Below are 19,505 nucleotides of genomic sequence, written 5' to 3' on the forward strand. Positions count from 1 at the left end.
TATGAATACAGATAAACCAGTGACAAATAGTCATGAAAAGGGGTTTTCATTACCCGAGCTGATTATTGTTGTCGCCATAATTGGTCTTCTGGCAGGTATCGTCTATCCCTCCTACAGCCAGTATATGTATGAAGTTCGACGCAGCGATGCCTGGGCCGCCCTGACCGGCGCTATGGCTGCCCAGGAGCGCTGGTACTCCGTTAACCATACCTATACAGACTCTATGGATATGCTCGGTGGAAGCAGTTCTCCCGAGGGTTATTACACCCTGAGCGTTGAAGCCGACAACTCCTCATTTACCCTGACAGCCACTGCGCTGGGCAATGGTGTCCAGGCTACGGACTCAGGTTGTACACAGTTTACTGTGGATCATTTAGGGGTTCTGACCCCGGAAGCGTGCTGGAAATAAACGGACGACTTCCAGTTTTTATCCTTGTTTTTGTACCGTCTATCGACTTCTGAACGTCGGTTTAACTCACACACCTAGATTTAAAGAAAGGCGTCCTCGACAGGGAAGTAGGTGGGTTTGTTATTTCTTCAAACATCGTTAAACCATAAATACAATCGTGGCTTCACGCTTGTAGAGATGATGATCACGATTGTCCTGATCGCCATCATGGTCAATCTGGTGATTCCCATCGGGCAGGTTGCTGAAGGGTTCAAGCTTGATTATGTGAATCAGCGGCTATATGCCAGTGCGGTTCTGGCCAGAAGCGAAGCGATCAAGCGTGCTGAAACCGTCAGCGTCTGTCGCTCTACAACTGGCAGTGGCTGTCAGCCCGGGGTGAACTGGGCAGATGGCTGGATTGTTTTCGTTAACCGCAATGGCAACAACTATGTTGACTGGGGTGAAGAGGTTATTCGGGTGTATAACCCGGTCAGCAGCCCGGTTGAAATTCTGTGGCACAGCAATGCTGAGGTGCTCAGTTTCAGACCCAGGGGGAGCGCAGTTCATCAGGGTGGGTTCACGTTATGTTCGGTGCCAAAAAGACCAGTGTTTCAGCGACTGGTGAATATTTCAGGATCAGGGTTGATTCGCAAGCGTGAGGGTGTGAATTGTTTATGACCAACCATATCAATCCTGCCCATGCCAGCCCCGTAAATGCTGAACCAGGTTCCCTTTCGGTTGCGGCTTTTCACAAGACAGGAAGACAGCCCGGGTCTTTGCGGCAAAAAGGGATCGGTATTGTTGAAGTCATGGTCGGTGTGCTGATTTTTGCAGGGGGCGTAATCGCGGTTACTGGTATGCAAAGTCAGGCCATTCGAGCGAATCATGACGCTATCCAGCGATCCCAGGCCGTATGGATGGTGAATGCCGCTGCTGAGGTAATGAGGCTAAACCCGGCCGGGCTGGCAAACTCAGCATATCAGAGAGAATCATCAAACGCCTCCGCCAATTTGGGGTCCTACTGCCAGGCTTCTCCTCCCCGTTGTATTGGTACCACATGTAATGCTGATCAAATGGCAGCGTTTGATATTCATGGTTTGATGTGCAGCAGTGCCAATATCGTGATCGAACCGAGAATCGACATCAGCTGTGATGGCTCCTGTTTGCCGACGGATAAAGTCAGGGTCCTGATTTCCTGGGCCGCAAGGGGAACGGAAAAAGGTGTTCTTGGGGATCGTCAGCAGGTTGAATTCAGGTACGTCAGGAATTGAGCAATGCCCAACATAATTCATCATCAAAAGGGGTTCAGCATTGTAGAAATGATGCTGGCCTTTCTTATGGGTCTGATAGTCGCAGGCAGTGCTTTACAGTTAATGGTGAACAATAGTCGCTCCGCCAGTGTGAATGAGTTTATTGCCACAGCCCAGGAAAACGGACGTCATAGTCTCTATATCATGAGTACTGAGTTTCGTAGAGCCGGCTTCAGATCCGAGATCGGAGCAGGCTCAATACAACCTTTCTACCTGGGAAGATGCGAAGGGGGGGCGACCTGTACGATTGAAGGTGGTGGTACCAACAGTGACAGAGTGGCCATTCAATATGAGCCCGTGCCAAATCGTGATAATGGTCAACTTCAGGACTGTACAGGAGCAACCGTTGTCCCGGGGGCATTGACAGCAGACGTCTATTTTGTAGCCCCGGACCATGCAAACGATCACATCAGTACCCTGTTTTGCCGTGGTTATGATCCATTAACGGGAACTCCGCGGGGGAATGCCCAGGCACTGGTTCAGGGTGTGGAGCGATTGCAGGCACTTTATGGGATTGCCCCGGCGGGGGAGTCAAGTATTAACCAGTATGTGACAGCCTCAGGGGTGGCAGACTGGCGACAGGTTTTAGGCATTCGTGTTGGCGTGCTGGTCAGTGCTGGAAAGGAGTCACGTGTTTTTGATAGAAGGTCCAGAACCTATAACCTGCTCGATAGTGGCAGTTTGACAATGGATGATCAGACGCCCAGGTATATGTACAGCACAGCCATCCGTTTGAATAATGCAGGATTTTAGCTTGAACAGTTACTCTGAAAAAAAGCAGGGCTCTTTTTACTGTTGCAGAAGTATTGGCTCCATAACCGTTATCCAAGCGTTCCGGAGAGAGAACCGATGAATAAGGTTAATAAAGGTTTCACCTTGATTGAACTGATGATTGTTGTGGCCATTATTGGTATTTTGGCAAGCATTATGCTGCCCAGCTATCGTCAATATGTCACCGAATCAAAAAGAGGTGAGGGTGCTGCCATGCTGTTGAATGTCATGCAGCAGCAGGAACGGTACTACACTGAGATGTTGAGATACACTGCCAATCTGGCCGATTTAGGGTTTGACACCACAAGCCCTGTAGAGTCTGAAAGTGGTACTTACCAGATACAGGCCGCTCAGTGTGGTTCAGACCCTCTGGAGCGCTGCGTGCAGTTAACCGCTGTTGCCCAGGGTTTGCAGGCAGAAGATGGCAATATGACTTTGGACAGCCGCGGAGCTCGAACACCTCAAAGCCACTGGCGGTGATGTTAGCAAGATGTCAGCAGGCAGATGATTTGCAATAACCCGTTTGGAATTTCACTGATGAAAAGCCTGATGCATATTATGTGGCAGAATGATCAGTCGATAGCACCATTTGAAGACCACATTAATACGGGCTGTCATTATGGTAAGCGGTTCAGAGCAACGCAAGCAGACGGGTTCTTTTTTATTAATCGTTATGATTGTCTTGCTTGTTATGACGTTTTCCGGTCTTATGGTTATGGAAACAGCATTGCTGGAAGAAGTAACAGTAGGCAATGAACAGCGAACCATTGAGGTATATCAGGTTGCCTTCAATGAGTTGGAAAGCCAATTTTCCTACCTGGATGCCAATCCCGTACACTTCCGTAACGCCTTCACCGCGAAGCAGGAAACTCTGTCTCCTATTGTTAATCCGGGTGGGTGTAATAATGCAGTTGGAATATGTCAGAGGGTTACACTCAGGTATGTTTCTAATACCCTTCCTCCCCCCGGATTTGACATTGCTAAATTCATCGGCCGTGTTTATGAGTTAGACAGCATAGCTACGCTGAATGGGAACGGAGCCAGTTCAAGCCAGACTATGGGGATTATCTTCGTTGATACATTACCAGGGAGCTAATCCGGATATTTCATAAACGTGCTCCCTGTCTGTCCTTGAATAAATGCCAGTCCATGTCGCCATTGCCAATGACTGAATTCTTTCTTCCTGGTATTACAGGCTCTCCGCCTTGCTCTATTCCTGCTCGCGTAGTTTGAAACGTCAACAGCCCATGACGATGATCTTTACGCTATATAATTCAGCAGGTAACCGCCGATAGCTTTCTAAGATCAACAGGGAAAGCATAACCATGGCATTGGGCGACAAAGACTTAATTCGCTTTTTAATCATTGACTCATCAACCAGGGAAGCAGAATCGCTCCTGAATGTTTTCCGTGAGTCTGGTTATTCCACTCGGGCAAAACAGATCAACTCTTTGGATGATCTCACTGAAGCCACGTCCGGACAGCAGCACTGGGATCTACTGTTGATGGCAGAGCCTCCCGAGCCATTAACTTATTCCCGAATCTTTGATGATATTAATCAGAAAGGCATTGATTTGCCGGGTATCGTCCTGATAAACCCGGATGATGAAACCAATGAACTGTCGCTTATTCAAATGGGTGCCCGTGCAGTGATTCCACCGGGGCATGACGAATATCTTTTGACGGTTGCCCGGAAGGAGTTCGAAGACCTGAAGGTCAGGCGACACCATCGACGCATGAGCGTCGCCTTGCATGAATCAGAAAAGCAGCGTCAATTATTGCTCGATGACCAGGTTGATCCGGTTGTATATATTAATTATGGACACATCCGCTTTGCTAATACGGCATTTATCAACCTGCTGGGGCTGGCGGAAGAGGAGTCTCTGGATGGAAAGTTGTTCAGGGATTTGATCATTACCAAAGATCAGCAGGATGTTGAAGCGTTTCTCATGGGCATTGAAGAAAGTGGTCAGGCGCTGGCAGCTATTCAATGTCCTTTAGTCGCTCACAATGGCTCAGAAGTGCCTGTGTCCATAGTGATCTCACCGACGTCATTTAATGGTGAGTTCACTCTCAGTCTGCAGATTAAGCCCTGCGAGAAAGAAGGTGAGCAGGACGAAGTAGATAAAACCCTGGAAAAGTCAGCGCCGGACGCCGAAACGGGGCTATTTGACCGAAAACTGTTTGATCAGGCATTGGATATTGCTATCCAGAGAGCGGTAGAAGGCAAAGGAAAGTCAACACTATGTTATCTCCATCTGGAAACTCTGAAAGCCGCCCATGAACAGCATGGGAAAGAGGTTAGCCAGAAGCTGTTTAAATCGGTTGCACATAAGATAACGTCACATCTTGACGCCACGCATCATGTATCCAGCCGGGGAGGGGCAAACTTTGCCGCTCTGCTTCGGGAAGGGGAAGAACAGGACGTTACCGAACTGATGGAAAGTTTGCTGGCGGCCGTTACCGGTGAGGATATTGTCATTGATCAACATCCGTTACCGGTCAAGCTGTCAATAGGTGCTGTTATTCTCAGCGATACCGCCAGCGATGCTGAAACATTGACTGGTCAAAGTCGTCAGGCCACCGTGTTGGCACAAAAGCAGGGTGGCAACCAACTGTGCTTTTACCAGAAGCGTAAAGTCAGCTCGGTTCATTCCGTTGAAAAGCAGCTGGCAGGCATGGTCGGCCAGGCGATAAAGAACAAAACATTCAGGTTGAGTTATCAACCTGTTATCTGCCTTGCAGGATCGCCATCTGAGTATTACGAAGTCTCTTTTGTCCTGACCGACCCGGAAGGAAAGGAACATGAGGCTTCAGAATTCAGGCCCAAACTGGAAAAAATCAGTTTGTGGAACAAGCTGGACCGGTGGCAACTGATTGAAGCCAGTAAAGCATTGATAGCCAAAAGAAAAGAAGGGAGTGATACCCGGCTGTTGCTGCATGTCGGTGGTTGTTCTGCAACGGATGATACATTTATCCCATGGATGAAGGCGGCTCTGAAAACGGCGGGCATTCCTGCGGATGCTGTTGCCATTGAATTGAGTGAACAGAACCTGGCCCGTTACTCAGAAGAGATACCGGATTTTTTCAGCACTCTGAAAGCGATGGGATGCCAGACAGTGATCAGTGAATTCGGTTGCAGCCTTAACCCACTGGAGGGGATTGCTCATCTTGATATTGACCTGGTAAAGCTTGACCAATCCTTCACAGAAGACCTCAGCAGTGGTGGAAATGCCCAGGAGTTACAAAAGATGATCCAGGATCTCAGTCAAAGTGGCCGTAAAGTGATTGTGCCCGGGATTGAAACAGCGGAAGAAATGACCCCCGTCTGGCAGTATGGCGCCGATTTTATTCAGGGCAGCTATATGCACCCCCCTTCAGAGCGCATGGATTTTGACTTCGGGGCGGATGGGTAACACCGCCCTGCCATCCTGCATCTTTTAATGGCTGTTTCCCACCCTCCCATGATTCGAGGCTGTTTCTCAGCACCTGGATTTATGGGTTTATCCCCTTCATTGGGTATTTCAATTTACAGACACCATTACTTACCAGACAATACCGCCCCTGATAGATGTGTTTAAACAAGGGATAGACAGGTATTTCCATGTCAGCAAAGCTCAATATGGTCATGGCCCAGCTGAATCTGGTGGTGGGCGACATTGACGGGAACACGTCCCGTGTGATTGAGGCTGCCGAGCAGGCCCGGGATCAGCTGGATGCGGATGTTGTTGTCTTTCCGGAGCTGACCCTCTGTGGTTATCCGCCAGAAGACCTGCTGTTGCGGCCCAGTCTCATTGTACGGGTAGAACAGGCGCTGAACCGACTCAGGGTGGTTAAGGGTATTGACTTGATTATCGGTGTCCCGCTGATGGGGCCACATGGTCTGGAAAACCAGGCGCTGGTGCTACGTGATGGTGAAATTGTCGCCCGCTACGGAAAACAGCATCTACCCAATTACCAGGTTTTTGATGAAAAACGCTATTTTGTGAAAGGTCAGAACACGGTTATTTATGCCTGCAAAGGTGTCAATATTGCCCTGTTGATTTGCGAAGACCTCTGGTACCAGGGGCCGGTTCGCCGGGCTAAAGAAGCCGGAGCAGACCTGATTATCAGTCTCAATGCGTCACCCTTCCACATGAACAAGCAGTCACTGCGTCAGCAGGTGGTTCGTGAGCGCTGTCTGGAGTCGGGCCTTCCTGTCCTTTATACCAACCTGGTGGGTGGTCAGGATGAGCTGGTGTTTGACGGGGGCTCCTTTGCCATGAACGGTAATGGTGAAGTGGCTGTTGGGGCAACCTGGTTTACCGAAGAACTGTTCTGCGTTGCCTTTGATAAAGGCTCTATGACATTTGAACCGGGAGAGGTTGCTGAAATCCCCGACGTTTGCTCAAGGGTTTATGATGCCCTGGTGACTGGTGTCAGGGATTATGTCAATAAGAATGGTTTTAAGGGCATCGTTCTAGGGTTGTCCGGAGGCATTGACTCTGCCCTGACTCTGGCAGTAGCTACCGATGCCCTGGGTAAAGATCGGGTTCAGGCGGTCATGATGCCCTACCGTTACACCTCCGATATGAGCCTTGAGGATGCGGCAGAAGAGGCGAAAATTCTGGGCATTGACTATAAAGTGCTGCCGATTGAACCGATGTTTGATGCCTTTATGGACACCCTGAGTACCGAGTTTGCTGGTTATGGTCGGGATACCACCGAAGAAAACCTGCAGTCCCGGTGCCGGGGTGTCATGCTGATGGCGATCTCCAATAAGAAGGGTTACCTGGTACTGACTACCGGTAATAAAAGTGAAATGGCAGTGGGATACTGCACGCTCTACGGCGATATGGCCGGTGGTTTTGATGTTCTGAAAGATGTACCGAAAACACTGGTGTTTAAACTGTCCGAATATCGCAATACCCGGGGCTATGTGATTCCCCAGCGAGTGATAGACCGTCCGCCCTCCGCTGAACTTGCCCCGGATCAGGTGGATGAAGACAGCCTGCCGCCCTATGATGAGCTGGATCGCATTCTTGAACTCTATATTGAACAGGATCAAAGTGCCGAATCCATCGTGAAAGAAGGGTTTGACCGGGATACGGTTTATCGTGTTCTGAGGCTGGTGGATATCAATGAGTACAAACGTCGCCAGTCAGCTATTGGGGTCAGAATTACGCCAAGAGGGTTTGGCCGGGATCGTCGCTATCCGATAACTAATGGCTGGAGACCGGGTGTTTAACGAAGCACCTGAGCCTCAAGCGAGGCTCAGGTAATAATGATGCAGTTTATCCAATGACCGGTGCAACTGGCTTATAGAGCCACTGTTATCAACGATATCATCGGCTCTGCCAACTCTCTGTTGCCGTTCCATCTGGCTACTGAGAATCTGCCGGGTCTGATCCTCTGTCATCTGGTCACGGGCCATGGTGCGGGATAGCTGAACACTCTCTGGCACATCCACGACCAGCACACGGTCCACCAATTCATGCTGACTGGTTTCCAGCATCAACGGCGAAACCAGTACGGCATAACGTGATTCAGCATGGGTCAGCTCAAGGATTATCTGATCCCGTATCAGGGGGTGTAGCAGACCTTCCAGCCATTTTCGTTCATCAGCATCAGCAAAGATGATGGTTCTCAGCTTTCTACGGTCAAGACTGCCATCGAGCAAAATCTCCCGGCCATAGCGCCGTTCAATGTCAGCCAAAGCCGGTTTTCCCGGCTCTACCACCACGCGGGAAGCGATATCCGCATCAACAATGCAAATTCCCTTGTTGGCAAAAAAGTCGGTCACTGCCGTTTTGCCACTGCCAATACCGCCGGTGACTCCAACCGTAAATGGGCGCTTTTGTTGAGCTCGGGGCTGCTGTGATTTTACAGTGGTCATCCGTTCAAACCCGAAAAGCTCAGATAAGCCGCAATCAGTTGATCGCCCCAGACCAGAGCAACAAAGCCGGCAATGGCCAGATAAGGACCAAAGGGAATCGGGTTGGATCGTTCCTGGCGTTTACTGACGATCAACAGTATCGCTGCAACAGTGCCAACCAGTGATGAGAGCAGGATGATCAGGGGCAGCTTCATCCAGCCCAGCCAGGCCCCCAGCGCCGCCAGCAGTTTAAAGTCACCGTAGCCCATGCCTTCCTTGCCGGTCACCAGTTTGAATACCCAGTAAACACTCCACAGGGACAGATAACCGGCAATGGCTCCCCACAGCGCCTGTTCAAGGCTTACCACCAGTCCAAAGCTGTTGACGATCAGGCCTGCCCAGAGCAGTGGCAGAGTAATATCGTCAGGCAGTAGCTGGGTATCGTAGTCGATCATGGTCAGGGTCAGCAGTGACCAGCCGAACAGACAGAAGACCAGTGTCTGTAATGTCACGCCGTAGGTCAGGCCAATCATTACCGTCATAAGGGCGCTGAGTATCTCGATGGCCGGATAGCGCAATGAAATCGGGGTCTGGCAGGCTGAGCATTTACCTCTCAGGAACAGATAGCTGATCACTGGAATATTCTCCCAGGCACGGATTTTATGCTGACAGGAAGGACAGGTAGATGCAGGCACGACAAGGTTAAAAGCAGGCAGAGGATCCGGTATCTTTTCCGGGTGTAAAATAGCTTCACTCTGCTGCTGCCACTGCCTTTCCATCATTATTGGTAACCGGTGGATCACCACATTGAGAAAACTACCGACAATCAAGCCAACGATGGTCAGCACAAAGGTCAGGTAAGGGGTTGAGGTCTCTATAAGTTCTATAATCGGTGACATTCACACAGTTCCCTGATGGTGATCAGTATGGCTGGCCAGTCCTCCCCGCCAGTACCTGATCGTTTGATAGTCCAATATTGGCATGCCTGTTGCCGTAATCAAACCTCTGAAGCGTAAGGAAAACAACGGCTGAACCGTAAATCGGGATTTGAGCAGGTTCTCAATTCAACTGTTGAATTCTGGCTAAGTTTGCCAGCTATGCCTTGATAGGGGAACTTTCCAATGATCGATCAGTCATAAAAAACAAATTTGACTATGAATTGTCGTGAAAATGTACGGTAGGACTCTACCCGGTCCGTTTTTGCACTTTGCCCGACAGGATGTGACTGTCATTTTTATCCAGTTGAGAGTCCAAAAATGTATCTGACAAATGACTGAGGTCCAACAACAATGAACTGCAATTATTCATTAGTCCCTTCCGCACAATCCAGAGCTATCCCGGAAAAACCGTCGGATAATAAGGATAATAAGACTGCAACGGGCATTCCTCAGATTCCCTGCGAACATCGCAGTCCTCCTGCACCTGAGACCGTACCGTTAGCTGATTTCACCATAACCAGGGTCGATGTTAACTCTGAGCCCGCTGCTAAAAAAGCACGGCTTGAAATGCCCAATGTGCTTTCACAACCTGACGCAATAGTTCAGATAACACCGGAGGCTTTAACCTCTTGCTTTCAAGAGTCGTGCAACTCGGATGATGGCGAGAAGCTTGCTCGTCTATTATCGGGTACGGATGAAAAAACACGGAAGGAATGGTTCAGTTGCCCACTGTCGTTCAGCGATAAAAAAGACACTCCGATGATATATGCTGCCCGGCGTGGTCATGCAGCAGTTGTCGAGACATTAATCGACCATCAGGCAAATCCCTGTGAAAACAATCCATTTTCTTCCCTTCAGAGTAGTGCTCTAACTATTGCTGCGCAGGAAAATCAAACGAAGGTCATTCAGGTGATGACCAAATCCAAACAGTTTGATCCTGACAACCCCAGGAAAGATGGTATTACCGGATTGATCATGGCCATAAAAAAGGGTTACGCCGAGACCACGAAAATCCTTTTGGAGCACAAGGCTGACCCCAACTTCAAAATTCGTTGCGCTGGGGATGATAAGATTGGATTCAGATCCATTGGCAACTTTGGAGAGAATGAATCAATACCACCAGGGCTGCTTTGGTTTACTCCTGTTATGTTTGCAATTGTATATGGAAACCACATTATTCTGGAGCAACTGCTCGCAAATGGTGGAGATCCAAATAATATTGATTCGGCTAATCCCATTCAGCAATCACCATTATTTATGGCAACATCTTCCAGGACTCCTGCAGCAGCAAAGATGATCGAGATTTTATTAAACTATGGAGCTAATATGCACGAACGGATAGCTCTGCGTAAAGAGGTTCTCAGGAATGTAACCCAGGAAAAAACTCAACTCCATCATACTCTGCTTGAACTCGCATGTTTTTGCTCTGAAACAGAATCTGATCCTGAATCTCAATTACATAACAATGCTCAAATTTTATGTGATCATTTTCGAACACCTGAAGGTCAATCAGTTGAAAGGTCAATTCTGAAGTGGTTTTATACTGGTCAAAGTATCTTGAAAAATACAGTTTTGACCAGCGATTTTTGTGATGAAGCCATGACCAGACCCTCTCTGAGAGAGTATCTCATACGCCATTTAAGTTTATTAACTTCATTGTTAGATGTGTTTGGTAATGAAGAATCTTCCGAATCCCGGGATGACAAGTATCAAAGAGCAGTCAGTTGTGCCAAAGAAACAAGACTACGTTTGCACGAAGATTTAAAAAGTGCTAATTCAGCTGAGCTTCGGCAAATGGTAGAAGAAGTGTTGGATAAATTTAATGACTACAACATGGATTTTAATGATGAAACGATAAAGAAATTTCTCAAAGCAAATGAGAAAATTGAAGTGGAAAACCCCGCCTTGAAAAAAACAGAGTATCAAATTGAAATTTTTTCTGTGCTATTAGTTAATCCCATGGAAGTTATTAACTACATTTTTCGTCTATTATTTTAGTGATCATTAAGAAGGAGTATTACAGCAAGGTTTGGGCTATTTGTTGTTAGCCCTTGCTGTGCTGCTGTCAGTGTTCCAGATCTGGCAGGGCGTGACCTCAACCATTTATGCAGCGTACTTCAGGCCAGCTCACCTGACCTGGGTGGTGGTACTGATTTTTCTGCATTATCCACTCATTAAAAACTCCGGGAATAAACAAGAAGGCAGCCCGATAATGGTGACTGGCCGATTGGTAGACCTTGGGTTCTGTGCTCTGGCCCTGTTTGCTGGATACCAGATCATACAGTTTGACTATAACGATATTAACTATCTTCTGTTTGGCTTGGCCAATACGGATTTGCTGGCGGGTGTCGTTTTTACGCTGTTATTGCCGTGCCTTTATTAGGTGATTTCGGGTTACTGGTCGCCCCGCAATGGCGAATGGGGGCAAAGCAAAGCCCACGAACCACAAGCGAGTGAACCTAATAACCGTTTTGAGGTCAAACTGCGGTGTTTATAGTTCAACTGCGCAGGGTTTTATTCTGAAAGCAATGGCATCAACCTATACCCGTCCAAAGCCTGATGGCCGGGTTGAACTGCAAGCCGGTTCAAGTGGGACGTCTAACCACTATATAAGTACATATAATGGTAAAAGAGTCTCTAATCATCAGTCCTCTGGTGGTACAGCCAAGAATCTGGACGATAGCAGACGTATTGAAGATGCCTTTTGGCAACAAAAAATGTTGCATGGGCGTCAAATCACCACGGCTTGTGTGATTACAGCCTACGGCAATGATAGAACGTCTCTTAGAAGCGGCTTCTTCCTGCAAAAACTCTGCTTAAGGAACATTCTCCATAACAATAGAAACATCACCCCGGATCAGGTTGTCCGGGCGTTTAACCTGAAACCAGATCACAATAAGAGCAATTTAGCGATAGCGTGCTTCAAAGCGGAATGTTGCCTGAAGGGGCTGTCAATGAACGACCAACGGCTCACACCGGAGGCAGTGGTTAAGGATTTCCCGGATAGCCCGGAGGGCAGAATGGCACTGGCGCACTTCAAGGAAAAATGTTGCCTGAGTGGCCTGGCGTTGAACGACCTGCAGTTCACACCGGATGTCGTGGTTAAGGATTTCCCGGATAGCCCGAAGGGCAGACTGTCCCTGGCTCACTTTAAGGAACACTGTTACCTGAAGAAGGTGATGTTGAATGGCCAGCAAGTCACAACGGAGGCGGTGGTTAAAGATTTTCAGGCAGCCGGGGCAACAAAGGCGCTGGGGCGTTTTAAGGAACATTGTTGCCTGAAGGGAGTGAAATTGAATGGCCAACTGGTCACAGCGGAGGCGGTGGTTAAGGACTTTCAGGCAGCCAACGCAAAACTGGAGTTGGCACGCTTTAAGCAGCAATGTTGCCTGCTGGGGCTGGCGTTGAATGACCGGCAGGTGACACCGGAGGCCGTTTTTAAGGATTTTCAGGCAGCCAAATCAACACTGGGGCTGGCGCGCTTTAAAGCGGAATGTTGCCTGAGAGGTGTGCCACTGAACGGCCAGCAGGTGACACCGGATGAGGTGGTCAGGGATTTTCAGGCAGCCAAAGCGACACTGGCGCTGGCGCGCTTTAAAGAGCAATGTTGTATGAATGGGCTGATGTTGAATGGCCAGCAGGTAACACCGGATATGGTGGTCAGGGATTATCAGGCAGCCAACGCAACACTGGAGCAGGCACGCTTAAAGGCGGAATGTTGTCTGAGAGGGCTCCCATTGAATGGCCGACAGGTGACACCAGAGGCAGTGGTCAGGGACTTTCAGGCACTCAGGGCAACACGGGAGCTGGCACGCTTTAAAGCAGAATGTTGCCTGAGGGGCCTGACGTTGAATGGTCGGCAGGTGGCACCGGATGAGGTGGTTAAGGATTATGCGCGGGGTGGATGGCTGCTTGAAAGTGCAATTTTCTATGCTCAGCTGGCATTGAGTGACAGGGTATTGAATGGCCGCTATCTGGATAACAAGGAAGTATTGGACGCGTTTCATCAAGCTCCGGGGGATCATTCTTCAAAGCAGGTCAGGTATCTGATTCAAAGGCTGAGACAATCCTGGCGGTACGATGAAACCAAAGAAGTTCAGGATTTGCTGCAAGCGGCCTGGCGAATCTTGGACAACGTATCGGTCAAAGGTGATGAACAACACCGGCTGCAATGCATATTGAAATTCATGGCTATGCATCATGAGTTGCGAATTGATCATAAGCGGGTGTCCGCAGAGCAGGTATTGCATTCCATCAAAATACTGAGGCGTTCATTTCAGAATTCACGCCTGCATTTCTTTTTCCTGGCATACTGCTGTATCAACAGCCAGTCTGTTAATAAACGACAGATCCATAAAGATCAGGTTATGGCGTGTCTTCAGAGTTTTCCTGAAGCCAGCAAGCTCCGCCACGCTTTAAACTGCTGGTTTGAACAATGCAGCCCGGCATCCAATATCATGGATGAGTTGCTGTTCAAATCGGATTTCCTCTCCGAAGTGATACCCGATACAGAGAGCTTTGGCCGAAGAGCAACATCGGTAGAGGTATCCGTTGCCAATCCTGACAGGGAGGAACTATTCCCTTATCAGGCCAGGGAATACCGGGATGAAACAAAACCTGTGTCTGCTACCTGGGCAATGATCGTCAGAGGGTATCAACCCCTGAAACAATGGCCACGAACAGGCGCAACGAGTGTCCGGGGAGTTCCACAGTTAAATGCGCTAACGCTGAAAACACTGGAGGTTATTCAGGAAATCAATGGTGCCAATACCGCTCCAACCATTCTGATTACCGGTTCATACTCACGTTTTTTACAGAACCTCTGCCCGGTATTTAATGATATTGATATTATCTGCACGACAGAAGAGGTCGCCAGAGCGCTTTTTGACAAGCTGCAGGCACTGAACACCGACAGGGATTCAGAAATGCCAACAAACATCAGCATCACATCAATCCCGGGATGTCAGGCGATTAAACTGCCAAAAGCCTACAACATTCATCTTATAGACGGTGATTTGGGTGCTAAAGCAATGGAGTTTCAGGTCAGTGTTGATGACAGAGTCATCCATGAGAATGCAGAGCCATCTGCCGTTCGCGTTCCCGGCGTTGAGAGGCCGGTATGGTATTTGTCGTTTGCTGAAGAAACCAGGCTTATGAACGATACGCTGGAACACCTCGCTGAGAACCTCGACCCGTTGACAGAGCAATTGCAACAAGGGGCGGTATTTGACTTACCCCGAACGCTTCTTTTTAACAACCCTGTGAACACCGGGGAACGTATTTATGGCTTGCTGATGCGCTCCCTGCTTACTCTGAATAAAGCCAGGCAATTTATCGCTCTGTACTCTGAGCAACAAACCGGAAGATCAGACTTTCGGACTGACCAGCTGCAAGAACAACAACAACGCCTGCATACACTGACTGCGAAGCTTCAAACGAAATTGAATGGCCATGTTTGCCGTCATGATTTTGAGCAACGGGTAAATGGCTGTCTATCGACCATGCATAATGATTACCAGATCAAGAGGAAGGGCTTTATCAAAGCACTGCTGGCGATGATGCATCCTGAATATGACCAGGTAAATATGATCACCGACTGCTCCTCCCCCGAACACTCCACACAGGAACCTAACCATTATTTTCAGGTCTGACAGTGGTATTTATGGTTAAAGTGCGCCGGGTTTTATTCTGAAAGCAACAGCATCAACCTACTCATCTCCACATTCTGCTGGTCGGTTTGGTCAACAAGCCAGTTCAGGCGGGGTTCCTGATTGTTCAAAAAGCACCTGTAACTGCAAAAGTGTTGCAAGTCATCCGTCTTATAGAGCCACAGCTATCCCCTCAGATATTGGCAAATGTACTGAGGATGCCTTTTGGCAAAAAAAAACATTAGAAGGGCGTCAGATAACCACGGCTGTAGTGCTTGCTACCTATGAAAATGAGAAAACGTCTCTCAGAAGCGGGTTCTTCCTGCAAAAGCTCTGTTTACAGAACGTTTTACATGGCAATAGAAAAGTTACCCCGGATCAGGTCATTCAGGCATTCAACCGGCAGCCGGACCGAAAGAATAAGTACAAATTAGCAATAGCACGCTTCAAGGCCGAATGTTGCCTGAAGTGTCTGCCGTTATATGGCTATCAGGTTACACCGGGTGAAGTGGTTAAGGATTTTCCGGGTAGCCCGGAAGGCAAACTGGGGATAGCGCGTTTTAAGGAACAATGCTGCCTGAAGGGCCTGATGTTGAATGGTCGGCAGATTTCACCAAATGCGGTGGTTAAGGATTATCAGGCAGCCAACGCAAAACTGGAGTTGGTGCGCTTTCAGGAACAATGTTGCCTGAGGGGACTGTTGTTGAATGGTCGGCAGTTCACGCCGGATGAGGTGGTTAGGGGCTATCAGGCATTAAAGGCGACACTGTCGCTAGCGCGTTTTCAGGAACAATGTTGCCTGAAGGGGCTGTTGTTGAATGGCCAGCAAGTGACAACGGATGTCGTGGTTAAGAATTATCAGGCAATCAAAGCAACACTGGAAGAGGCACGCTTCAAAGCGGAGTGTTGCCTCAGGAGGCAGACATTGAATGGTCGGCAGGTTACAGCCGATGAAGTGGTTGAGGGCTACCAGATAGCCAACGCACCACTGGAGCTGGCACGCTTTAAGGAACAATGTTGCCTGTGGGGCCTGATATTGAATGGTCAGCTGGTCACACCGGATTCAGTGGTCAGGGATTTCCCGGATAGCCCGGAAGGTGGACTGGGGATAGCACGTTTCCAGGCGGAATGTTGCCTGAGGGGGCTGTTATTGAATGGCCAGCAGGTCACACCGGGGGCGGTGGTCAAGGATTATGAGCGTGGTGGCTGGTTGCTCGAGAGAGCTATTTTTTATGCTCAGCTGGCATTGAATGCAAAAGCGTTGGATCAAAACTGTCTGGATGATCAGAAAGTATTAGAAGCATTTAATGACGTTCCCGGGGATTATTCTTCAAGGCAAGCCAGGTATTTGATGCAAAGCCTGAAACCTCCTCAGCGGTACGATGACGCCAATGAAGCTCAGAATGTACTGCAAAAGGCCTGGCAAATCTTAAGCAACGTATCGGTCCGGGACGATGAGCAACTCCGACTGAAATGTACATTGCAATTCATGGCGATGCAGTATGAATTGACCATTGATCATCTGAGAGTAACCGCAGAACAGGTATTGCAATCAATTACCGCACTGAGATGCTCATATCAGAATTCACGCCTGCATTTCTTCTTTCTGGCGCAGTGTCATATCGCAAGACAGCCTGTTAATGGACGGCAAATCCATAGGGAGCAGGTTCAGGAATGCCTTCAGAGTTTTCCCGAGGGAAGCAGGCTGCGCCATGCGTTAGGCTGCTGGTTTGAACAATGCAGCTCCGCAGCCAATATAACGGATTCTTTACTGGTTAAACGGGTAAGTGCCGTTACCTCGGGTAGTGATAATTCTGACGGATATAAAAATTTTGTCGTACAACAAGAGACTTCTGTTGCCATTGCCGCTGGTGCTGTTCAAACCCGGAAGTACTTGCCAAATGAATGGATAGCAACAAGCGGGCCGGAGACTCCGAACCATCAGATTCCGCAATTAAATGCACTAACACTGAAAACCCTGGAGATTATTCAGGAAATCAATGGTGCCAATAACGATCCAGCCATTCTGATTACCGGTTCATACTCCCGTTTTTTACAGAACCTCTGCCCAGTATTTAATGACATTGACATTATCTGCACGACAGAAGCGTCTGCCAGAGCACTCTTTGATACGCTGCAGTCACTGAATACCGACAGGGACTTTGAAATCCCCAAAAACATCACCATCAGGCTAATACCGGGATGTCCGGCGATTAAACTACCAAACGCTTATAATATTGAGCTTGAATACGGTGATTTGGGTACCAGGGCAATGGGGATTCAGGTCAGTGTTGATGCCAGAGTCATCCATGACAATGCAGAACGATTGGCTGTTCATGTTCCCGGCGTTGAGAGGCCGGTATGGTATTTGTCGTTTGCTGAAGAAACCAGGCTACTGAACGATACGCTGGAACACCTCGCCGAGAACCTTGATGCGCTGACAGGGCAATTGCAACAAGGGGCGGTATTTCACCTGCCGCGAACCATTCTTTTTAATTTTCCGCAAAGCCCTGATGAGCGTATCTACGGCCTGCTGATGCGCACCCTGCTTACCCTGAATAAAGCCAGGCAGTTTATCGCTCTGCACTCTGAACAAAACCCCGGAAGTCCTGACTGCCGGACCGACCAGCTTCAACAAGAGCAACAACGCCTTTATGGGCTTAGTGCGAATCTTCAAGCCAAATTGCATGGCCATGTTTGTCTTGCTGCTTTTGAGCAGAGAGTTAACGACTGGCTAACAACAACTCACCATGTTAATGATTACGAGATCAAGAGGAAGGCTTTTGTCAAAGCGCTGCTTGCGTTGATGCATCCTGAATAAGTGCAAGTGTGCGCTAGTCCTTTTTCACCGCGTTCACTTTATTTAGACGTCAGCAGCGTCGCCTTAATCGCTGCCGTATAATTTCAATATCTGTCGCTCGACACCTTTTGGTTCATAATCGGCAACGCTAATGGGTGAGTTTTTTTCGATGTACTCGCGAATCACTTCTGCGTCCAGAAAGCCTGTATCTACAAAGCCCGGATAGGAACTCACATCAGGATACTTATCACCTCCCCTTGCAGAGAAACTCAGAGTTGCCATCTTATAAGTTTTATTCCTATCCAGTGGTTTCCCGCCAATACGAACATGTTCAATTCCCGATGCGGTGATCACCATCTCAACACCAGAGAAGTGAGCAAATGCACCGCTATTAGCGGGCATTTGACCAACAACCTTAAGGTAATCGAGAACCTGCTGACCAGACATCTCAACAGTAGTCAGTGTGTAGCCGAATGGAAATACGATCAGAGCATCTTTATAAGTAATCTCTCCGGCATTGATGCTGGCACGAATCCCGCCTCCATTGGTTACCGAAAAGTCAGCACCGGTTTTGTCCATAAAAGCCCGGGTCAGTAACGTGCCCAGATTGGTTGGCTGGAACCGCACTTCTTTATGTTCGCCCATTAAGCGTTGGTCGACATTGCCAATTTTAACATCAACCAGTTTTGCACCCGCCTCCTGATAAGGAGAAAGAAGCCTCATCATTGCTTCATGATAAGGAATTCTGGTTTCACTTTCCTTGTGGTTAACAGGGATCAGCTGGTAATCAATAAGTTCGAGATCACCCTGTTGATAAACGAAATCTGCGCGCCCAACGTATTTGCCCCACTCATGGGCCTGTACGATCCAGGTGTCATTTTGCAAGTCAGGCTCAAATAATGGATCCTGGGAGTGACCGCCAACAATCAGGTCGATGCCGTTTACGGTACGAGCAAGTGTTACATCACCGGGAGCCTTAACACCATGATTGCCATTGGGGTAGTGACCCATGTGCGTTGAAGCAATGATCACATCGGCCTTCTCTTCCAGTTTGGGCAGTAATTCACGCGCTGCCTCAATCGGGCTTGCAAATGTCAGACCTAGCACATTCTCAGGATTAGACGTTTTAGGGGTATCGTCTGTGGTTAAACCCATAACCGCGACTCGAAGGCCATCAAGATTGAACATGGTGTAAGGCGCAAACAATGGCTCCCCACTTTTCTGATCGATAATATTGGCTGACAGGAATGGAAATTCTGCCAGTTCTTCCTGCATCATCAATATATCTCGCGGGTTATCAAATTCATGGTTGCCAACAGCCATTGCATCGTACCCAAGCATATTCATGCCTTTGAAGTCAGGTACAGCGTCCTGCAGGTCTGACTCGGGTGCACCTGTATTAATGTCACCCCCGGACAGTAGCAGTACATGTCCACCTTCTTCAGATACTTCTTTGCGAATCTCCTCAATCAAAGTCATTCGGGCTGCCATCCCGAACTGATCTTTCCTGTCATGCCAGAACCGACCATGATGGTCATTAGTGTGCAGTACCGTTAACTGGTAAGTTTTATCCGGGTCGAAGGCGGGGCCCGTTTGTTTTTCCGGGATAAGGGAGCATGCGCTAACCATAACCGCAATAGCAGCGACGGCCAGGTGAGTTGGTTTTGATAATTTAAATGCCATTTAAATTATGTCCTAAAAAATAGCCTCGTCAGTAAAATCTGTGGGTCATTTCCGGTTCAGGTAACTTGCCAAGCGCATGATATAACGCGATTTCCGCACATCTGTAGGTCCTG

General features: G+C 48.5%; 15 protein-coding genes. 12 read left to right on the forward strand and 3 right to left on the reverse strand.

The features are described 5' to 3' along the window. Position 1 precedes the first annotated feature (1 nt). The 8 genes from ACO6VE_RS18695 to ACO6VE_RS18730 all read left to right on the forward strand — a co-directional run bounded on the left by ACO6VE_RS18695 (position 2) and on the right by ACO6VE_RS18730 (position 7,696). Complete coding sequence (locus tag ACO6VE_RS18695; protein WP_422446847.1) at positions 2-409, forward strand: type IV pilin protein; 408 nt, start codon at positions 2-4, stop codon at positions 407-409. Positions 410-526: 117 nt separating this feature from the next. Beyond that, on the forward strand, positions 527-1,066 hold the full coding sequence (locus ACO6VE_RS18700; protein WP_422446845.1) for a GspH/FimT family pseudopilin: 540 nt from the start codon (positions 527-529) through the stop codon (positions 1,064-1,066). Next, complete coding sequence (gene pilV / locus ACO6VE_RS18705; protein ID WP_422462839.1) at positions 1,063-1,659, forward strand: type IV pilus modification protein PilV; 597 nt, start codon at positions 1,063-1,065, stop codon at positions 1,657-1,659. The genes ACO6VE_RS18700 and pilV overlap by 4 nt, the downstream gene beginning before the upstream one ends. A 3-nt stretch (positions 1,660-1,662) precedes the next feature. Then, entirely contained in the window at positions 1,663-2,451 is a 789-nt protein-coding gene (locus tag ACO6VE_RS18710; RefSeq protein ID WP_422446841.1) for a PilW family protein, read from the forward strand. A 96-nt stretch (positions 2,452-2,547) separates the two neighbouring features. Continuing rightward, positions 2,548-2,949, forward strand: coding sequence for a type IV pilin protein (locus ACO6VE_RS18715; RefSeq protein WP_422446839.1), 402 nt, complete (start codon positions 2,548-2,550; stop codon positions 2,947-2,949). A gap of 139 nt (positions 2,950-3,088) precedes the next feature. Then, positions 3,089-3,565 (forward strand): pilus assembly PilX family protein, encoded by a 477-nt coding sequence (locus ACO6VE_RS18720; protein WP_422446837.1) that lies wholly within the window; start codon positions 3,089-3,091, stop codon positions 3,563-3,565. A 229-nt stretch (positions 3,566-3,794) separates the two neighbouring features. Then, a complete protein-coding gene (locus ACO6VE_RS18725) occupies positions 3,795-5,885 on the forward strand; it encodes an EAL domain-containing protein (RefSeq protein ID WP_422462841.1) in 2,091 nt (696 codons plus the stop codon). 188 nt (positions 5,886-6,073) lie between these two features. Then, entirely contained in the window at positions 6,074-7,696 is a 1,623-nt protein-coding gene (locus ACO6VE_RS18730) for an NAD+ synthase (RefSeq protein WP_422462843.1), read from the forward strand. A gap of 15 nt (positions 7,697-7,711) precedes the next feature. Here the strand turns inward: ACO6VE_RS18730 and coaE are convergent, their stop codons facing one another. Both coaE and ACO6VE_RS18740 read right to left on the reverse strand, forming a co-directional pair. Continuing rightward, positions 7,712-8,344: a dephospho-CoA kinase gene (coaE, locus tag ACO6VE_RS18735; protein ID WP_422446831.1), complete on the reverse strand. Its 633-nt coding sequence runs from the start codon at positions 8,342-8,344 to the stop codon at positions 7,712-7,714. Next, positions 8,341-9,222 (reverse strand): prepilin peptidase, encoded by an 882-nt coding sequence (locus ACO6VE_RS18740; protein WP_422446829.1) that lies wholly within the window; start codon positions 9,220-9,222, stop codon positions 8,341-8,343. Before ACO6VE_RS18740 ends, coaE begins: the two co-directional genes overlap by 4 nt. A gap of 390 nt (positions 9,223-9,612) precedes the next feature. Between ACO6VE_RS18740 and ACO6VE_RS18745 the strand changes: the two genes are divergently transcribed. From ACO6VE_RS18745 to ACO6VE_RS18760, 4 genes are all read left to right on the forward strand, one after another. After that, positions 9,613-11,259 carry an ankyrin repeat domain-containing protein gene (locus tag ACO6VE_RS18745; protein ID WP_422462845.1) on the forward strand — a complete coding sequence of 549 codons (1,647 nt, stop codon included), beginning with the start codon at positions 9,613-9,615 and terminating at the stop codon, positions 11,257-11,259. Between the two features lie 31 nt (positions 11,260-11,290). Then, positions 11,291-11,644: a hypothetical protein gene (locus ACO6VE_RS18750; protein ID WP_422462847.1), complete on the forward strand. Its 354-nt coding sequence runs from the start codon at positions 11,291-11,293 to the stop codon at positions 11,642-11,644. A 145-nt stretch (positions 11,645-11,789) separates the two neighbouring features. After that, complete coding sequence (locus tag ACO6VE_RS18755; protein ID WP_422462849.1) at positions 11,790-14,912, forward strand: hypothetical protein; 3,123 nt, start codon at positions 11,790-11,792, stop codon at positions 14,910-14,912. Positions 14,913-15,180: 268 nt separating this feature from the next. Further along, on the forward strand, positions 15,181-17,730 hold the full coding sequence (locus ACO6VE_RS18760; protein WP_422446821.1) for a hypothetical protein: 2,550 nt from the start codon (positions 15,181-15,183) through the stop codon (positions 17,728-17,730). Between the two features lie 63 nt (positions 17,731-17,793). Here ACO6VE_RS18760 and ushA read toward each other — a convergent pair whose 3' ends face one another. Further along, positions 17,794-19,392, reverse strand: a complete 1,599-nt coding sequence (gene ushA / locus ACO6VE_RS18765; protein ID WP_422446819.1) for a bifunctional UDP-sugar hydrolase/5'-nucleotidase UshA — start codon at positions 19,390-19,392, stop codon at positions 17,794-17,796. Between the last annotated feature and the right edge of the window lie 113 nt (positions 19,393-19,505).

The organism is Endozoicomonas sp. ALB115, from assembly GCF_049310245.1.
Taxonomy (GTDB): domain Bacteria; phylum Pseudomonadota; class Gammaproteobacteria; order Pseudomonadales; family Endozoicomonadaceae; genus Endozoicomonas.